Here is a 15,934-nt window from a genome sequence, read left to right on the forward strand (position 1 = left end):
GTAAATCCATGTTTACAACATCATAACCAATTCGTTTCGATATTTCCAAACTATGTCAAACCCTAATCTTCCCTAATAATTCAACAGTCTTCTCACGCATTAATTTCTCATTATATCGAGACTCTACATTCAAGCGCAACATCGGTTCTGTGTTTGATTTACGCAGATTAAACCGCCAATCAGGAAATTCCACTGACAATCCATCTATTTTCGTGACCTTTCCTTCAGCACTGTATTCTTTCTCAATACGCGCCAAGACTTCATCTGCATCTTTAACCTTACTGTTTATCTCTCCAGAACAAGGATAATGTTGTATTCGTTCTTTCATTAAGCCCGATAATGTTTTCTTTTTGCTTTGAGATAGTAATTCCAGCACCAAGAGCCAAGGAATCATACCGCTATCACAATAGAAAAAATCTCGAAAATAATGATGCGCACTCATTTCCCCACCATAAACAGCATTTTCCTCACGCATTTTTTGCTTGATAAAGGCATGCCCGCTTTTACTCATTATCGGCACACCGCCATTTTCACGGACAATTTCTTCCGTATTCCAAGTAAGCCGCGGGTCATAAATGATCTTCTCTCCTGTCTTCTTACTTAGAAAGGCCTTCGCTAGGAAACCAACCATATAATAGCCTTCGATAAAATGTCCCTGCTCATCAAACATAAAACAACGGTCAAAATCGCCATCCCATGCCACGCCTGCATCCGCCCCAGACTCACGCACAGCTTTTGCCGTATCTTCACGATTATCCGGTAACAGCGGATTCGGCACTCCATGGGGAAAATTACCATCTGGCTGATGATGTACTTTCACCAATTCAAAAGGCAGATATTTTTCCATCACATCAAGGATAGGGCCAGCAGCACCATTACCTGCATTAACAACTACTTTTAGTGGTTTCAGCGCCGCTACATCTATATAAGACAGAATATGCTTTACATAGTCCTCGGTAATATCCAACAGTTCAACATTGCCAGGAATATCTGCAGAAACAGGCAAATCACCATCTGCAACATACTTTTCCAGATTCCGTAAACCTGCATCCCCAGATATAGGCCTTGCCCCCTGCCGTACAAACTTCATGCCGTTATATTCTCTGGGATTGTGGCTGGCCGTAATCATCACACCGCCATCCAGATGTAAATGGGCAGTCGCGAAATAAATCATCTCTGTACCACACTGGCCTATATCGATAACATCACAGCCAGATTCCACCAAACCATTCAGTAAAGCTTTTTTGATTGCCGGTCCAGACAAACGAATATCATTGCCAACAACCACTTTCTTTGCCGCAAATAACTCCGGAAAGAATCTGCCAATACGATAGGCCAGCTCTTCATTTATCGTTTCAGGATAAATCCCGCGAATATCATAAGCCCCAAAAGATTTCGTACAATAGCTCATCAATCAACTTCCTTTTACCGCTCTGCCCGCATGGGATTGTTCAAGAAATCTTCATAGGCCAATTTAATGCCGTCCTTCAACTCAGTCTTATAGGACCAGCCGAGCTTTTTTGCCTTGGATACATCCAGCAGTTTACGAGGCGTGCCATTTGGTTTGCTGGTATCCCACTCAATAGCCCCTTCATATCCGATAACTTCAGCAACCAATTCCGTAAGTTCCTTAATCGTAAGTTCCTTGCCAGTCCCTGCATTAACCGTTTCATCACCGCTATAATTGTTCATCAGGAACACGCAGAGATTGGCCAAATCATCCACATAGAGGAACTCTCTTAACGGTGAGCCATCGCCCCAGCAAACCACCTTCGTAAGACCCTGCTCTTTGGCTTCATGAAAACGGCGAATAAGCGCAGGCAGCACATGACTATGCGTTGGATGGTAGTTATCATTAGGGCCATAAAGGTTTGTAGGCATTACCGAAATATAATCCGTACCATACTGCTTATTGAGAAACTCACAGTATTTCAAGCCTGAAATTTTCGCCAATGCATAAGCTTCATTCGTCTTTTCCAGTTCCGAAGTCAGCAGACACGATTCCTTCATCGGCTGTGGCGCCATGCGCGGATAGATACAGCTGGAACCTAAGAATTCCAGCTTCTTGCAGCCATTCTGCCAAGCCGCATGAATCACATTCATCTCAAGCATCATGTTATCATACATAAAATCAGCCAGTGCTTCACTATTGGCTACAATACCGCCGACCTTAGCCGCTGCCAGGAAAACATATTCCGGCTTTTCAGCAGCAAAAAATTCATTTACCGCCACCTGATCAATTAAATCCAGTTCCTTATGCGTGCGAGTAATGATATTTGTATAGCCTTGACGCTGCAATTCCCGCACAATAGCTGAGCCCACCATACCTCTATGCCCAGCCACATATATTTTTGCATTTTTATCCATCATTAGTGATACGCCTCTTTTACTCCCATTTGATTTTATCTTGTTTGGATATAGATTCACCCATCTGCACTTCAATAATCGTCATGCGCGTCTTCGCCATGATTTTATGCTTGCAGCCTACAGGCAGCTCGATAATATCGCCCGGCTTAACAGTATGCTCTTTATCATCCAGCAAAACTTTGCCTTCTCCGCTGACAACATTCCATATTTCCCTGCGGTATGTATGGCTATGATAATTCATGCCATGTCCCGCATTCAACGTCACCTTAATCGTGAGGCTGCTGTCTTCCACATCAATAATCTGAAAGCTGCCCCAGGATTTTTCTGCAAAGCGTATCGGCTGTGTAAGATTCTCTACATAGGGCTTGATGTGGCTGGAAGCGTCTTTATCGGCCACCAAAATTCCTTCGGGACTAGCAGCCACCACCAAGTTTTTCGCGCCCATCACGAGAATGGGTACATCCATTTCATTGACCACATGCGTGTCGACACAGTTATCATCCATAGTCACATCACCAATGGACGGCGTATGCATGATTTCCGTCAGCGTATTCCATGTGCCCAAATCTTTCCATTCTCCGGCATAACGCAAAACACCAATACTCTGTTCCTTTTCCACCACAGCATAGTCAAAGCTGATTTTGGTTAGATTGCTGTAATTTGCGTATAAATCTTCATAGCCCTTGAAATCCAAAAGTTCATGGGCCTTTTCCAGCACATAGCCCAACCGATAAGCAAAGACGCCACTATTCCAGAGAGCACCCTTTTCGATATACTCTGCCGCCTTATCTGCTGTCGGCTTCTCCTTAAATGATGCTACCTTGCTGATTTCATCCTTGGACGTCGGCATGATATAACCGTATTTTTCACTGGGATAAGTAGGTTCAATGCCCATAAGCATCAAATCCGCCGTTCCCTTCGCCGCAAGTTCCGTCAAACGCTCAACAGCCTTGTAATAATCTGCGGACACATAGGGGTCAACAGGACAGACTGCTACGGCTTCATCCAGCCCCACGCCTTTTACATCATGCAAATATGCACTTACAAGCACAATGGCCGGGAATGTATCCCGGCGGCAGGGCTCTACAGAAATATCCACATTATCTCCCAACTGATTTTTCAGCGTAGATACTTGCGATTTTGACGTAGCTACCGTAATATCGGCCCTTTGATTCACCTTGCGAATCTGTCGGAACACGCGCTGAGCCATCGAGATATATTCCCCATCCACCTGCGGAAACAGCGGGATAAATTGTTTGGAACGAATATCGTTCGACAGTGGCCACAGACGCTTACCGGAACCGCCGGATAATAGTACAATATGCAAAGTTTCCATCATTTAATAATGCCCTTTTCCAAAAACTCCGCCAGATTAACGTGTTCCTTCAAGCGCTCAGCCGCTACCTTTTCCATGTCATGCTTGACCATAATTTCCACAAGCTGCTCAAATGTAGTTTTTGTCGGATTCCACCCAAGCTCCTTCTTGGCTTTTGTCGGATCCCCCCACAAATTTACCACATCCGTCGGACGATAGAAATCCGGACTGACTTCAACTACGACCTTACCCGTAGCTTTGTCAAGCCCTTTTTCCTCCATGCCTTCGCCATTAAATTCCAGTTCAATCCCAGCATGATGAAAGGCCAACTGGCAGAATTCACGCACGGAATGCTGCACGCCTGTTGCAATGACAAAATCCTCCGGTTTGTCGTGCTGCAGAATCAGCCACATGCACTCAACATAATCCTTGGCATAACCCCAATCACGCAGGCTGTCCAAATTGCCTAGATACAATTTTTCTTGCTTTCCCTGCGCAATGCGGGCAGCAGCCAGCGTAATCTTACGCGTTACGAAAGTCTCTCCACGGCGTTCCGACTCATGGTTAAAGAGAATCCCCGAGCAGGCGAACATATTATAAGCTTCACGATATTCCTTCGTAATCCAAAAACCATACTGCTTGGCAACAGCATACGGAGAATACGGATGAAACGGCGTGTTTTCATTCTGCGGAACTTCCTCCACCTTGCCATAAAGCTCCGACGTAGATGCCTGATAAATACGGCAGGTATCCTTAAGTCCGCTAAGACGAACCGCTTCTAAAATACGCAATACGCCCGTGGCATCCACATCTGCTGTAAATTCCGGTGCATCAAAAGAAACCTGTACATGACTCTGTGCTGCCAAGTTATAAATTTCATCTGGACGTACTGTGTTAATAACTGCCATCAGCCCCATGGAATCGCCCATATCACCATAATGTAAATGGAAATTCGGCTTTCCTTCCAAATGTGCAATACGTTCGCGATAATCTACGGATGAACGGCGGATAATGCCGTGCACATCATAGCCTTTTTCCAGTAAGAACTCTGCCAAATACGAACCATCCTGGCCGGTAATACCGGTAATCAACGCTTTTTTCATAAATCTTTCTCCTCAAGTTAAATTTCATTCAGCTTTTTCGCAAAAGTTACAAATGTATCGTAAACATAATCTACAGCATAATCAGTCAGTTTTTCCTGCTCGATAAAATTCGTATACATTTTTTCATTCGCATTCAACTCTCGAATACGTTCTTTAACCTCGCCATTATTTCCTTTATGCTTTACATCCCAAAATAAAACAGCATTTTGATTAATAATTCCGGGTTCAGGATTATTATTACTCCCATAATAAATTGGTATCGAACCTGCTGAAAATGCATCAAATATCTTTTCTGTTACATAGTCTTCTACATTACGATTTTCCGGGCAGATATTGAACTTAAATTCATTTACATAGGCGCTCTTGTCATTATTATATTTATCCCAGAGATCCGTGGTGTTATTATTCCATCTACCCGCACATTTAATATCTAAAACATCTTTAACGCCATTGTATATGGTCGTGCGTGTTTTGTGCTTATCATGACTGGCAATAAGCACAGCCTCATAAGTTCGTTTATTACGTGCTGCATTAATTTCATCAATACGCCTCTTGATATAATCCTTATCCACTATCGGCTTAAACATATTAGGCATCCAGTTGGGAAAACGCAGATAATTCGGTGCATCTATCTTATCAAAGGACATAGACAAATCTACACGGTCAAGCAATAAATCCCGGTATTCCAAAATTTTATGCGTATGAACCGTCTCTCCAGAAAAGAAAATACTATGCGGAAAACGATGACGCAAACAAAACATCTTACTGCCAAACACCGAAAAGAAATTATATTGCTTCGGATTTTTTATGTTATCTTTGAAAAACTGATGAAACCAATCATATTCTATCGAACCACAGTTATACCAGGAAATCATCCCATCATCGGTTACACTATGGTCACGAGGAACTTCACCTATTATATAGGGCAGCTTTGGCCAAATCTTTTCTAGAAACACGTGCAATACACCTCATTTATGATATAAACTCTTAATCTTTTTACTATAAACAGATATTCTGCCACTGACGCGATGCACAAAATCAAAGCGATCAAAACACCATAGGAATGTACGATATTTTCCATTCATTAGCGATGGCACATAATCCAATTCCCTATTTATACGCAACAACTCACAAGCATGCATATATTGTTCATCACACTCTGCACCGATTCCATAGAATAGTGTCAGATAGGACAATATCGCCTTTAGAAGCAGCGACCTGCATTCCGGCACATAAAAATTTCTCTCTTGGGCAAATGATAAGCGCTCTGCACTAGCAAGAATAAAATCATAACGCGACTGCAAATCCTTCGGAGAAGTTTTACTCCGGCTTTGTGGTACTTCACGATAATAATAAAACGCCTTATCAATATGCCCAAATCTATAAATACGGTCGATTAACAAATAGGCAACCGCCACATCTTCATAAGCACGACCAACAGGAAAACGTATTCCATCCCAAACCGCACGGCGGAAAACAAATCCGCATCCTACAATCGCAACCTCATGGATAAAATACTCCGCTAATCTTTTGTCATGTTCAGCTTCCAAGCTAAGCGTTACTTCACCAGTACCCTCGCCACCAGCACCAGACTGAAAAAAATTAAAATGAACTGTATCGAGATTGTGCTTTTCCAAAATTTCAATACTTGTTGCAAAAGTTTCCGGCAGAACACAATCATCTGCATCCACCATCGTAATATAATCACCATGACACATATCTAATGCAACATTACGAGCCAGACCTGGCCCACCGTTCTGCTGATGTATTACCCATATACGCTTATCTTTTTTTGCATACTTATCACAAAGCTCTCCACTGCCATCAGTAGAGCCATCATCCACAAGCATGATTTCCATATTCGTATATGTCTGCGCTTGCAAAGATTCTATACATTGGGAAAGATATTGTATCGAATTATAAACAGGAATAATTACTGACAGCAATCGCATTATTATAGATTCTCCTTACCTATCTTAAATATAACGTATTTTTATACATCGCTTTCCATTAGTTTTTCAAAAGCAGCCAACGCCTCTTCAACAGTTATGGATTTCATACAGATATTATCCCCACCACAAGCATAACCATAAGCTTTATCGCAAGGCATACATGGATGCTCATGACGCAAAGCTACGCAACGTTTAGGCGGAGCCCATTTCACCGGCAAAGATGGGCCATAAAACACCATAGTAGGCGTTCCTACCGCATAAGAAATATGTACATTTGCACTACATCCGCCAATGAAATAATCTGCACGTCTCAATACCTCAGCAGTCTCCGTCAAAGATGTCTTACCACGCAAATCCAGCATATTATCTTCCATTGGACAAAAGGTTTTTTCCACATCTGACGGACCGCCTAAAATGACAAAAGAACATTTCATTTTTTCCTTTAGTCTCTGTATAAATCGACTATAATAATCTACTGGCCAATCCTTTACATGCGTAGATGAGAATGGTGCTATTGCTATTTTTACAGTTGTCGAATCCAAGTTCCACTTATCCATCAGCAGATTATCCACAGCCCGCTTATCGTTTTGCGTTGCCTCTGCCACGCAAAGCTGGGTAACATCATGTGTAATATTTAAGCCTATAGAATCTTTGATAATGTTACGCATATATTCAGTGATATACATTTCATTATCGTATTTGGGCAAAGGAATAGCATGCGTCATAAATAATTTTCGTTTATGCGCTAAGCCTGCTCTAACAGGAATACATGCCAAAAAGGGAATTACCGCACTTCTATACTTAAAATCCAGCAACAACGCCACATCATAACGCCAAACTTTGCGAATCACCGGCAACATAGGCATCCCTTTATCATATGCAATCACTTCATCCACAAAAGGCAGCCGCACTAAATCTGCTGTTTCTGGCGAAACTAAAAAGGCTATCTTACTATGGGGAAACTGTGCACGCAATGCTCTGACAATACCGGTAGATAAAACTACATCACCTAACATATTATACTGAATGACCAGTATTTTATTGAATTTCATAAATAATTTTCCTTCCAACAAATTATCATTTTTGTCGAGCAAACTTCCACATCACCCCATCTTCCACGAGTTGCTTTCTTTATCATACTTTATAATATTTTCATTAAATCTATATGGTCTCACCCAACGTTTTTTATCTATCCTTATTTTTATCCTATCCATAATTCCAAGTTTGCACATACAAATTTCGTCCATCTCTTTATAATAATCGGTCAAATTTGATGATAACTGTCCAACTCTAAGACGAAAACCAGCTAATATACAACTTACAATGTTCAAATCTGCATATTTACTAAAACAATACCACAAATAAAAGTCACCAGCAAGTTTATATTGTCTCAATTTATTCATATCAACATATTTTAGTAAATCTGACCTCCAAAAGGTAGATTCCTGCTGAATAAAAGGAAGTTTTTTCCCATACACCCCACGCCGAATAAGTTCCCGTCTATATAAATAAGGTGTCGCAGCCCAAACAATTTGTCCACGATCATTATAATGAGTACTAATCCCTGTCAACCACTTTATTGATTTATCTGCAAAGATTTCTTTTACAGTTTCAAAAGCGCCCTGCTGATAGAAATCATCTGCGTTAATATATGCACATATCTCACCAGTAATATGCGTAAAGCCTTTTACCAAAGCATCATACATTCCATTATCTTTATCAGTCTCCCAATACGAAAGCTTATCTTCATATTTTTTTATTACGTCTATAGTCCCATCAGTAGAACCACCATCTATAATAACATACTCTATATTACTATAACTTTGATTCAATACACTCAATATTGTCTGCTCAATTGTATTTACCGAATTATAAACCACTGTTATTATTGATATTTTCGGTTCAATCATATTCTCCCCCTTGCTTTCTATAACTTGCAAAAATTCATATGCCAAATCAACCTCAAATTATCGACTTTTTACAAACTACTTATCTAAAATTTTATCTAAAAACCGTAAGCATTCGAAATTATTTTCTTTTATCAGCAAACATATATTCTTTTATTCTCCTATACAAATAACTTATTCTCCTTCCTTTAACATAAAAATACGAAATATTATATCTGTGTATATCAAGCGTATATTGCGAAGCAAATTCGTAAAAACCCATCCATCTGTGCGATTCTCGTAGATATTTTCGCCATTCATTTTTTAACATCCACTCTGCTAACATTTGTCCTCTAATTTTATCGAAACAAGATTCACAATAAGCAATTCTTGTTTGAAAATAGCATTTATCTAAATATCTAGTCTTAGAATCTGTCATTGTAATGGAACCGTCATGTACTCTAAAAAAACATAGTGGCTCATCAAAATACGCTATTTGAGGATATTTCCCTGCTATTGATAGATACAACCATAAATCTGGTCCTGCACCATGCTTATCAAAATCATGAATACTTGGGGATGGAATTATTTCCGTCCCATAACATAAATTGATTTTCATGTCTCGCAATCTAAACAATGCCGCCCCTGGTGATACCAGTCCAAAATTTCCAAGGAGCAATTCTTTTATAAAGCATTCACTTTTATATAAATTTGTTTCTTCTTTATATCGATAATTGACCATTCCTCTTCCAGGTTCCGTTCCGATTTCCACGCTAGAAAAAACAAGCCCCACCTTCTCTTTCAAACATGGAACTGTTTTTTCCAAATACGTCTCATACATAAGATCATCAGAAAACAGAATCTTTCCCAATTCACCGTTGGCATGATTCATGCAACTTAGCCAATTCCCTACTGGGCCAAGATTTTTCTCATTTCGATAAACTTTAACCTTTGGATATTTAGCCGCATATTCCTTGCATAAATCCCATGTCCCATCTGTACTTTGATTGTCTACTACAATTATTTCCGTATTTTCATAGGTTTGTGCCAACGCTGATTCTATACACGGCCTTAATAAAGCTTCCCTATTGTAAACAGGAATCAATATGCTTACCAGCGGTTGCTTGTCACTCATAACGTTTTCACCCATGCCAGCATTTTACGAATGCCCTCTTCCTTGGACACCTGAGTTTTCCAATCTAGTAACGACTGCGCCCTAGTAGTATCTGCCACAAAAACTTTTTGGTCACTTTCCCGCCAAGGAAGTTTCTTATAGATGAGTTTCACATCCAACTCCTTTTCCAACATAGCAAAGAGTTCCAACAACGAAAGGCTATTATCCATTCCACCACCAATGTTACAAACTTTACCAGCAGCTTCTTCCATATGTTCCACACCAGCAAAATACAGACGTACCATATCTTCTGCATGAAGTACGTCACGTACCTGCTTACCATCACCAGAGATGGTAAACGGTTCTTTCAATTCACCACGTTTGGTTTCAATGGCTTTTTGACAAAACCAGCCAATCCATCCCTGATCATAAGTCGCAAACTGACGACCACCATACATAGATGAATGACGGAAGACCAGTGTTTTCAGGCCGAAAATACGGGCAAAATCCTGCATATACTGATCTGCTGTGCCTTTTGAACACCCATAGGGGGAATGAAATTCTAACGGCACACTTTCGTCATAACCATTTGGGAACTCATCACAGGTATAACGAGTTTCCGTTTCCGTATAATGATACTGTTCCAAATCGCCATAAACCTTATTCGTAGAGGAAAACAGCATGCAGGTATCCGGTGAATATTTTCGGATGCTATCCAACACATTGAAGGTACCCAGCGCATTGATTTCAAAATCTTTACGCGGATTGGCAATAGATGTAGTCATTGCCACCTGTCCAGCTACATGAAAAACTGCATCCGGTTTTTCATTGCGAATCAGCGTTTCTACATCATTAGCATTACGTACATCACCATTGATAAAATTGAAATCTCCCTGCGCCTGCAGCCATTTGAGATTATCTGCAGCGCCCAAACGGCTCAGATTATCAAACACGACCAATTCTATTCCCGACTGCAAAGCATGTTGTGCTAAATTACTGCCTAAAAATCCACATCCACCATTTATCAATAGTTTCTTCAATTTCATTTTTCTGCCCCCAATATCTTTTTAATACCTGTTTCCATATCCATCTGCGTCTTCCACCCCAGCAGATTTAATATGGTCAAATCAGGTTTTGACTCCATAACCTCGCGACCTCTGTACGGCAGTGCTCCAAACGCTAATTTTGTTTTGGATTTAGTCAGTCGATGGATAATCTCTACTACTTCCCGAATGCTTATATTCGTACCACTGCCCAGACCAATCTGCTGATAGCCCGTCATTTCTGCATCAGCCAGTAACAAATAGGCACTTACTACTTCATCGATGTAAACAAAGTCCCTTTTTTGTTCCCCCTTAGTCAGGGGCAAAGAATCTATATTGCTCCGACACTTTTCTATAACAAATTCGATAAATTTTTTCGTATCATCACCAGGGCCATACATATGTTCCAATAAGATATCATAAACAGCTATTTCAGATTGGCGGGCGTATAAGCGCCCCCAATCTGAAAACTGACGCTTAGCCAAAGCGTAAGCATTCAACATAGAATCAGCACTGGTATTAGTATTAATAAATTTCTTTGCCTTATAGCGGGAACATAGTTGTAAAAGCTCCACAGCAAAACATAAATTACTCGCCAATATATCAGCTGCAGATTCTCCCTTACGCCCATAGATTCCTACTGTATTGATGACAACATCATAGGCTGTACAATCAGCAAAAGCAGTTTCTATCGACTGCACATCAATATCAACACAATGTACCATATCCAATATATCTGCAATGCGGTTAATATTTGATGTGCTACGCTTTAATATGGTTACTTCATCACCACGAGCAATAAATGCATGAACCAAGTAACTGCCCAAAAATCCCGTAGCCCCGCTGATTAAAATCCGCTTCTTAGCCATTATGCACCGCTTCTTTAATGACCTTAATCATATAATCCAGCTTTTCATCGCTCATCCCCGGATATACGCCAACCCAGAATGTATCATTCATAATACGGTCAGTGTTTTCAAGACTGCCTACCACACGGTAGCCTTCGCCGCTGGCCCGCATTTCGTCAAAACAGGGATGCTTGATGAGGTTGCCGGCAAAGAGCATTCTCGTCTGTACACCTTTGCTTTCGATGTAGGGTACAACCTTTTTGCGGTCTACACCATTGCAAGTCATCATAAATCCGAACCAGCTTGGCTTGCTGTTTGCTACCGGTTCCGGCAGGATGAGTCTATCGCTGACTTCCTGCAGGCCTTTATACAGGCGGTCAAAGTTGTAACGGCGGCGCTCCACAAATTTAGGGAACTTCTTCAGCTGAGCTACACCTACAGCAGCCTGCATATCCGTAATGTTGAGGTTCAGGCCGAAATGGCTGTAAACATATTTATGGTCATACCCCTTCGGCAGTTCACCGTACTGGCCGTCAAAGCGATGACCGCAGAAGTTATCCTGTCCGGATGCGCAAACGCAATCGCGTCCCCAGTCGCGCATAGAACGGATAATTTTGTGGAGCAACGGATTTTTCGTATAAACAGCACCGCCCTGCCCCATTGTCATGTGATGTGGCGGATAGAAACTAGACGTACCGATATCGCCGATACTGCCCGTGAATTTTTCCTCGCCATCAATGGTATAGATGGAACCTAAAGCATCGCAGTTATCTTCAACCAGCCACAGATTGTGCTTATCGCAGAAGTCCTTAACGGCTTTTAGGTCAAAAGGATTGCCAAGAGTGTGCGCAATCATAACTGCCTTGGTCTTTTCAGAAAGTGCTGCCTCCAATTTCGTCACATCAATGTTGTACTGGGGAATCGTCACATCCACAAACACCGGTACTGCACCATAGTTGATAATCGGTGAAACCGTGGTTGGAAAACCTGCGGCTACCGTGATTACTTCATCCCCACGGCGAATACGACGATCTTTCAGTAGCGGAGAGGTCAGCGTCATAAAGGCCAGGAGGTTTGCCGAAGAACCAGAGTTAACCACGGACACAAACTTCGTACCTAGATATTCCGCCAACCCTTTTTCAAATTCCTTCACATAGCGTCCGGAAGTCAGCCAAAACTCCAAAGCACTATCCACCAACAGTTCCATTTCCTCATGGTCATAAACACGAGATGCATACGGAATGCGGTCACCTTCCTTGTACGTTTCGTCCTGATTGTGGTAGGTATCACAATACTCCCGCACCATCTCTAAAATCTTGTTATGCATTTCCTGTTTATTCATTACGCTCTCCTTAAAAACTCACGAATTTGCTCTTCCATCACTTTAGCGATATTCTCGCCTTTCTGATATGCTTTTGCCCACACAACCGTTTCCCGCAAGGCATCTTCGATGTGCCAGCGCGGCTGCCACTGCAGGCGGCTCTTTATATTGGAACAATCCAGCTTGAGGAAATTGGCCTCATGCGGGCCTTCCACGCTGACGTTTTTCCAGCTGATATCATCCCCCCACTGGTGGCAGAAGATATCCACCAGTTTACCAGTAGTTACGCAGTCACACTCATCCGGGCCTACATTATACCAATCTGCATACTTGCTATCTTCATACTGTGCCTGTGTAATTAACAGATACGCATAAAGCGGTTCCAGTACATGTTGGTATGGACGAGTGGAATAAGGATTACGCACTTCAATATCCTGTCCGGCAAAAGCTGCCCGTATGCAATCCGGCACAATGCGGTTCACGGAAAAATCACCGCCACCAATCACATTACCTGCTCTAGCCGTAGAAATTGCACAGCGTCCATTAGCAAAGAAACTCTTCTTGTAACTATGGGTTACGAGCTCTGAACAACTCTTGCTATTGGAATACGGATCGTAGCCATCCAAAGGTTCATTTTCCCGGTAGCCCCAAGACCATTCCTTATTCTCATAGACTTTATCTGTCGTAACATTAAGGAAAGATTTAACACTTTGCGTCTGACGCACACACTCCAAGATATTAACTGTTCCCATTACATTGGTTTCGTAAGTCAATACTGGCTCTTTATAGCTTTCAATAACCAGCGGCTGTGCGGCTAAATGCAACACAATTTCCGGCTGAACATCCCGAAATACCTGCAACAATTTTTCCTGATCACGGATATCGCCGATTCTGGAGTGAATACCTGCTTCCACTCCGGATTCGACAAATACTTTTCCGCCTTCTGCTGTAGGGGACTCCAGTGCATAACCAGTAACCTGCGCACCAAACATGGTCAGCATCTTGCACAGCCACATTCCCTTGAAACCTGTATGTCCGGTAACCAGTACCTTTTTCCCTTGATAAAAATTTGGATTTAATTTCATTTATCCCACACTTTCCAAGGCGCCTTGCCTGCCAGCCACATTTCTTCCAACTTTTGCTTATCCCGCAGAGTGTCCATACACTGCCAGAAACCTTTGTGTTTATAAGCCATGATTTCACCATCATCAGCGAGGTGCTCCATGGGGTCACGCTCAAACATCACGTTAGACTTAATATAATCGAAAATCTTTGGCTCTAGTACCATATACCCGCCATTGATATAGCCCACATCGTCCCGGCTCTTTTCCCGAAATGACCGGACATTATTCCCATTCAAATCCAAGATGCCAAAACGTCCTTCCGGTTTCACCGCCGTCAATGTGCAGGCCTTGCCATGGGATTTGTGGAACTCTACCAAAGCTTTCAAATCCACATCACAGACACCATCACCATAGGTCATCAGGAAAGTTTCATCACCAATATAATCCTGAATTTGCTTAATACGCCATCCAGTCAAAGAATCCAGTCCTGTATCCACTACTGTCACTTTCCACGGCTCAAAATCCGTAGAAATAATCCCCCGATGCTCCCTCTTGCCATCCACACGAAAATCAAACGATATATTGCTGGCCTGCAGGAAGTAATGCGCAAAATAATTTTTGATATATTCCTGTTTATATCCTGCACAGATAATAAAATCATCAAAACCATAGTGCAGATATTCCTTCATAATATGCCAAAGAATTGGCTTGCCACCAATATCAATCATTGGTTTCGGCTTAAACTGTGATTCCTCGCTTATTCTTGTACCAAACCCGCCGGCTAACAACACTACTTTCATATTTATCGAATTCCCCTTAGAACTTAATTTTCCTTCCACTTACTAGTTCTCTTCTCCATATTTAATAACAAATCATATCGAATATTTTCCGGTAATGATAGCGCATAATAAAATTGTGGCAATCCTCTTGTAATAAGTTCATGCATCGTATTTGTCCAAGTCTTATGCTCTGCAAATGAAATATAAATCATTGGCTTTGCAAATAATTTTACATGACCATCATTTTCAAAAATTTCATTCCATAAAGTACCTATATATTGATGCATTGTTCCACAAAAATCATTTCTTGATGAAAAAGAAATTGAATTCTTCACTCTTGTCATATTTACTAATATACCACTGTAATATAGCAACAATGGCAATATTCCTATAGTTTTACTTTCATCAGAAAATAATTTGAAACACTCGTCAGCATTTATAATTCCTTCATCAATAAAATATACCGGTTTTATTTTCCTTATATATTTTTTTATTTTGTACCTAATAATTGTTTGAATATCCTCTCGTGAAGGAGCAGGGAAAGCATTAATTATTCCAAAGTCGAAATCATCTACACATCCATTAATTATTGTACCTAAACTATCTGCTTGTAAATAATCATCATCTGCTAATAACAAAGCATATGGTGTTGTGCAATATTGATAAACTAAATCATGATTTCTATCTATACCAATGTCGCTTTCATTATAGAAGCAATGTATATTATCATACTTATTTCTCCATCGCTCTACCACAATTCTACTTTCCACATCTTCTGGCGAATTGGAAGATATCACAACCTCAACGTTACTAGCCTCTTCACTATTATTCTCAAATATACTGAATAATAACTTATCCAATCCTCGAGCTCTTTTATAAGTAGGCACAAAAATTGTCAGTTTCTTCATATTTCCTCCCTGCAAAATTTCGTCATATCTGCCAGCCCAACAGAACAATTCCTACTAACATGCAAATCACCATAGAAAAAAGCATATCAGACACATCAAGTATAGACCTCAGGCACTAAACCAACGAAAAAACGGTTAGTAGAAAAGCAATACTCAAATACATTTGCAACTGAAAAATTCCCACACCATTCAAGCATACGGCAATGTATTCCCAATTGTAACTGGCACAAATGA

15 protein-coding genes are annotated in these 15,934 nt (G+C 41.1%); all 15 read right to left on the reverse strand.

The features are described 5' to 3' along the window. Positions 1–55: 55 nt before the first annotated feature. On the reverse strand, positions 56–1,411 hold the full coding sequence (locus tag G598_RS0108660; protein WP_026766632.1) for a phosphohexomutase domain-containing protein: 1,356 nt from the start codon (positions 1,409–1,411) through the stop codon (positions 56–58). A 14-nt stretch (positions 1,412–1,425) separates the two neighbouring features. Next, entirely contained in the window at positions 1,426–2,370 is a 945-nt protein-coding gene (locus G598_RS0108665; protein ID WP_026766633.1) for a GDP-L-fucose synthase family protein, read from the reverse strand. A 16-nt stretch (positions 2,371–2,386) separates the two neighbouring features. Continuing rightward, a complete protein-coding gene (locus G598_RS0108670) occupies positions 2,387–3,706 on the reverse strand; it encodes a sugar phosphate nucleotidyltransferase (RefSeq protein ID WP_080656994.1) in 1,320 nt (439 codons plus the stop codon). Continuing rightward, on the reverse strand, positions 3,703–4,785 hold the full coding sequence (gmd, locus tag G598_RS17510) for a GDP-mannose 4,6-dehydratase (RefSeq protein ID WP_051180111.1): 1,083 nt from the start codon (positions 4,783–4,785) through the stop codon (positions 3,703–3,705). The genes G598_RS0108670 and gmd overlap by 4 nt, the downstream gene beginning before the upstream one ends. Before the next feature lie 17 nt (positions 4,786–4,802). Beyond that, on the reverse strand, positions 4,803–5,741 hold the full coding sequence (locus tag G598_RS17515; RefSeq protein WP_157833305.1) for a glycosyltransferase family 10 domain-containing protein: 939 nt from the start codon (positions 5,739–5,741) through the stop codon (positions 4,803–4,805). 12 nt (positions 5,742–5,753) lie between these two features. Continuing rightward, a complete protein-coding gene (locus G598_RS0108685) occupies positions 5,754–6,737 on the reverse strand; it encodes a glycosyltransferase family 2 protein (RefSeq protein ID WP_026766635.1) in 984 nt (327 codons plus the stop codon). A gap of 41 nt (positions 6,738–6,778) precedes the next feature. Next, the gene (locus G598_RS0108690) at positions 6,779–7,831 is read right to left on the reverse strand and encodes a glycosyltransferase family 9 protein (RefSeq protein WP_026766636.1); all 1,053 of its coding nucleotides are present in this window, start codon (positions 7,829–7,831) and stop codon (positions 6,779–6,781) included. 9 nt (positions 7,832–7,840) lie between these two features. Next, positions 7,841–8,647, reverse strand: a complete 807-nt coding sequence (locus G598_RS17520; protein WP_051180115.1) for a glycosyltransferase family 2 protein — start codon at positions 8,645–8,647, stop codon at positions 7,841–7,843. Between the two features lie 118 nt (positions 8,648–8,765). After that, positions 8,766–9,758, reverse strand: coding sequence for a glycosyltransferase family 2 protein (locus tag G598_RS17525; RefSeq protein ID WP_157833306.1), 993 nt, complete (start codon positions 9,756–9,758; stop codon positions 8,766–8,768). Next, the gene (locus G598_RS0108705) at positions 9,755–10,783 is read right to left on the reverse strand and encodes an NAD-dependent epimerase/dehydratase family protein (RefSeq protein ID WP_037363705.1); all 1,029 of its coding nucleotides are present in this window, start codon (positions 10,781–10,783) and stop codon (positions 9,755–9,757) included. The genes G598_RS17525 and G598_RS0108705 overlap by 4 nt, the downstream gene beginning before the upstream one ends. Further along, a complete protein-coding gene (locus G598_RS0108710) occupies positions 10,780–11,649 on the reverse strand; it encodes an NAD-dependent epimerase/dehydratase family protein (protein WP_037363707.1) in 870 nt (289 codons plus the stop codon). The genes G598_RS0108705 and G598_RS0108710 overlap by 4 nt, the downstream gene beginning before the upstream one ends. Next, positions 11,642–12,970 carry a lipopolysaccharide biosynthesis protein RfbH gene (gene rfbH, locus G598_RS0108715; protein ID WP_026766639.1) on the reverse strand — a complete coding sequence of 443 codons (1,329 nt, stop codon included), beginning with the start codon at positions 12,968–12,970 and terminating at the stop codon, positions 11,642–11,644. The genes G598_RS0108710 and rfbH overlap by 8 nt, the downstream gene beginning before the upstream one ends. Next, complete coding sequence (rfbG, locus tag G598_RS0108720) at positions 12,970–14,034, reverse strand: CDP-glucose 4,6-dehydratase (protein ID WP_026766640.1); 1,065 nt, start codon at positions 14,032–14,034, stop codon at positions 12,970–12,972. The genes rfbH and rfbG overlap by 1 nt, the downstream gene beginning before the upstream one ends. Beyond that, positions 14,031–14,813 carry a glucose-1-phosphate cytidylyltransferase gene (gene rfbF, locus G598_RS0108725; protein WP_026766641.1) on the reverse strand — a complete coding sequence of 261 codons (783 nt, stop codon included), beginning with the start codon at positions 14,811–14,813 and terminating at the stop codon, positions 14,031–14,033. Before rfbF ends, rfbG begins: the two co-directional genes overlap by 4 nt. A gap of 23 nt (positions 14,814–14,836) precedes the next feature. Then, the gene (locus G598_RS0108730; RefSeq protein WP_026766642.1) at positions 14,837–15,700 is read right to left on the reverse strand and encodes a glycosyltransferase family 2 protein; all 864 of its coding nucleotides are present in this window, start codon (positions 15,698–15,700) and stop codon (positions 14,837–14,839) included. Between the last annotated feature and the right edge of the window lie 234 nt (positions 15,701–15,934).

This window comes from Selenomonas ruminantium subsp. ruminantium ATCC 12561 (assembly GCF_000424065.1).
Taxonomy (GTDB): domain Bacteria; phylum Bacillota; class Negativicutes; order Selenomonadales; family Selenomonadaceae; genus Selenomonas_A; species Selenomonas_A ruminantium.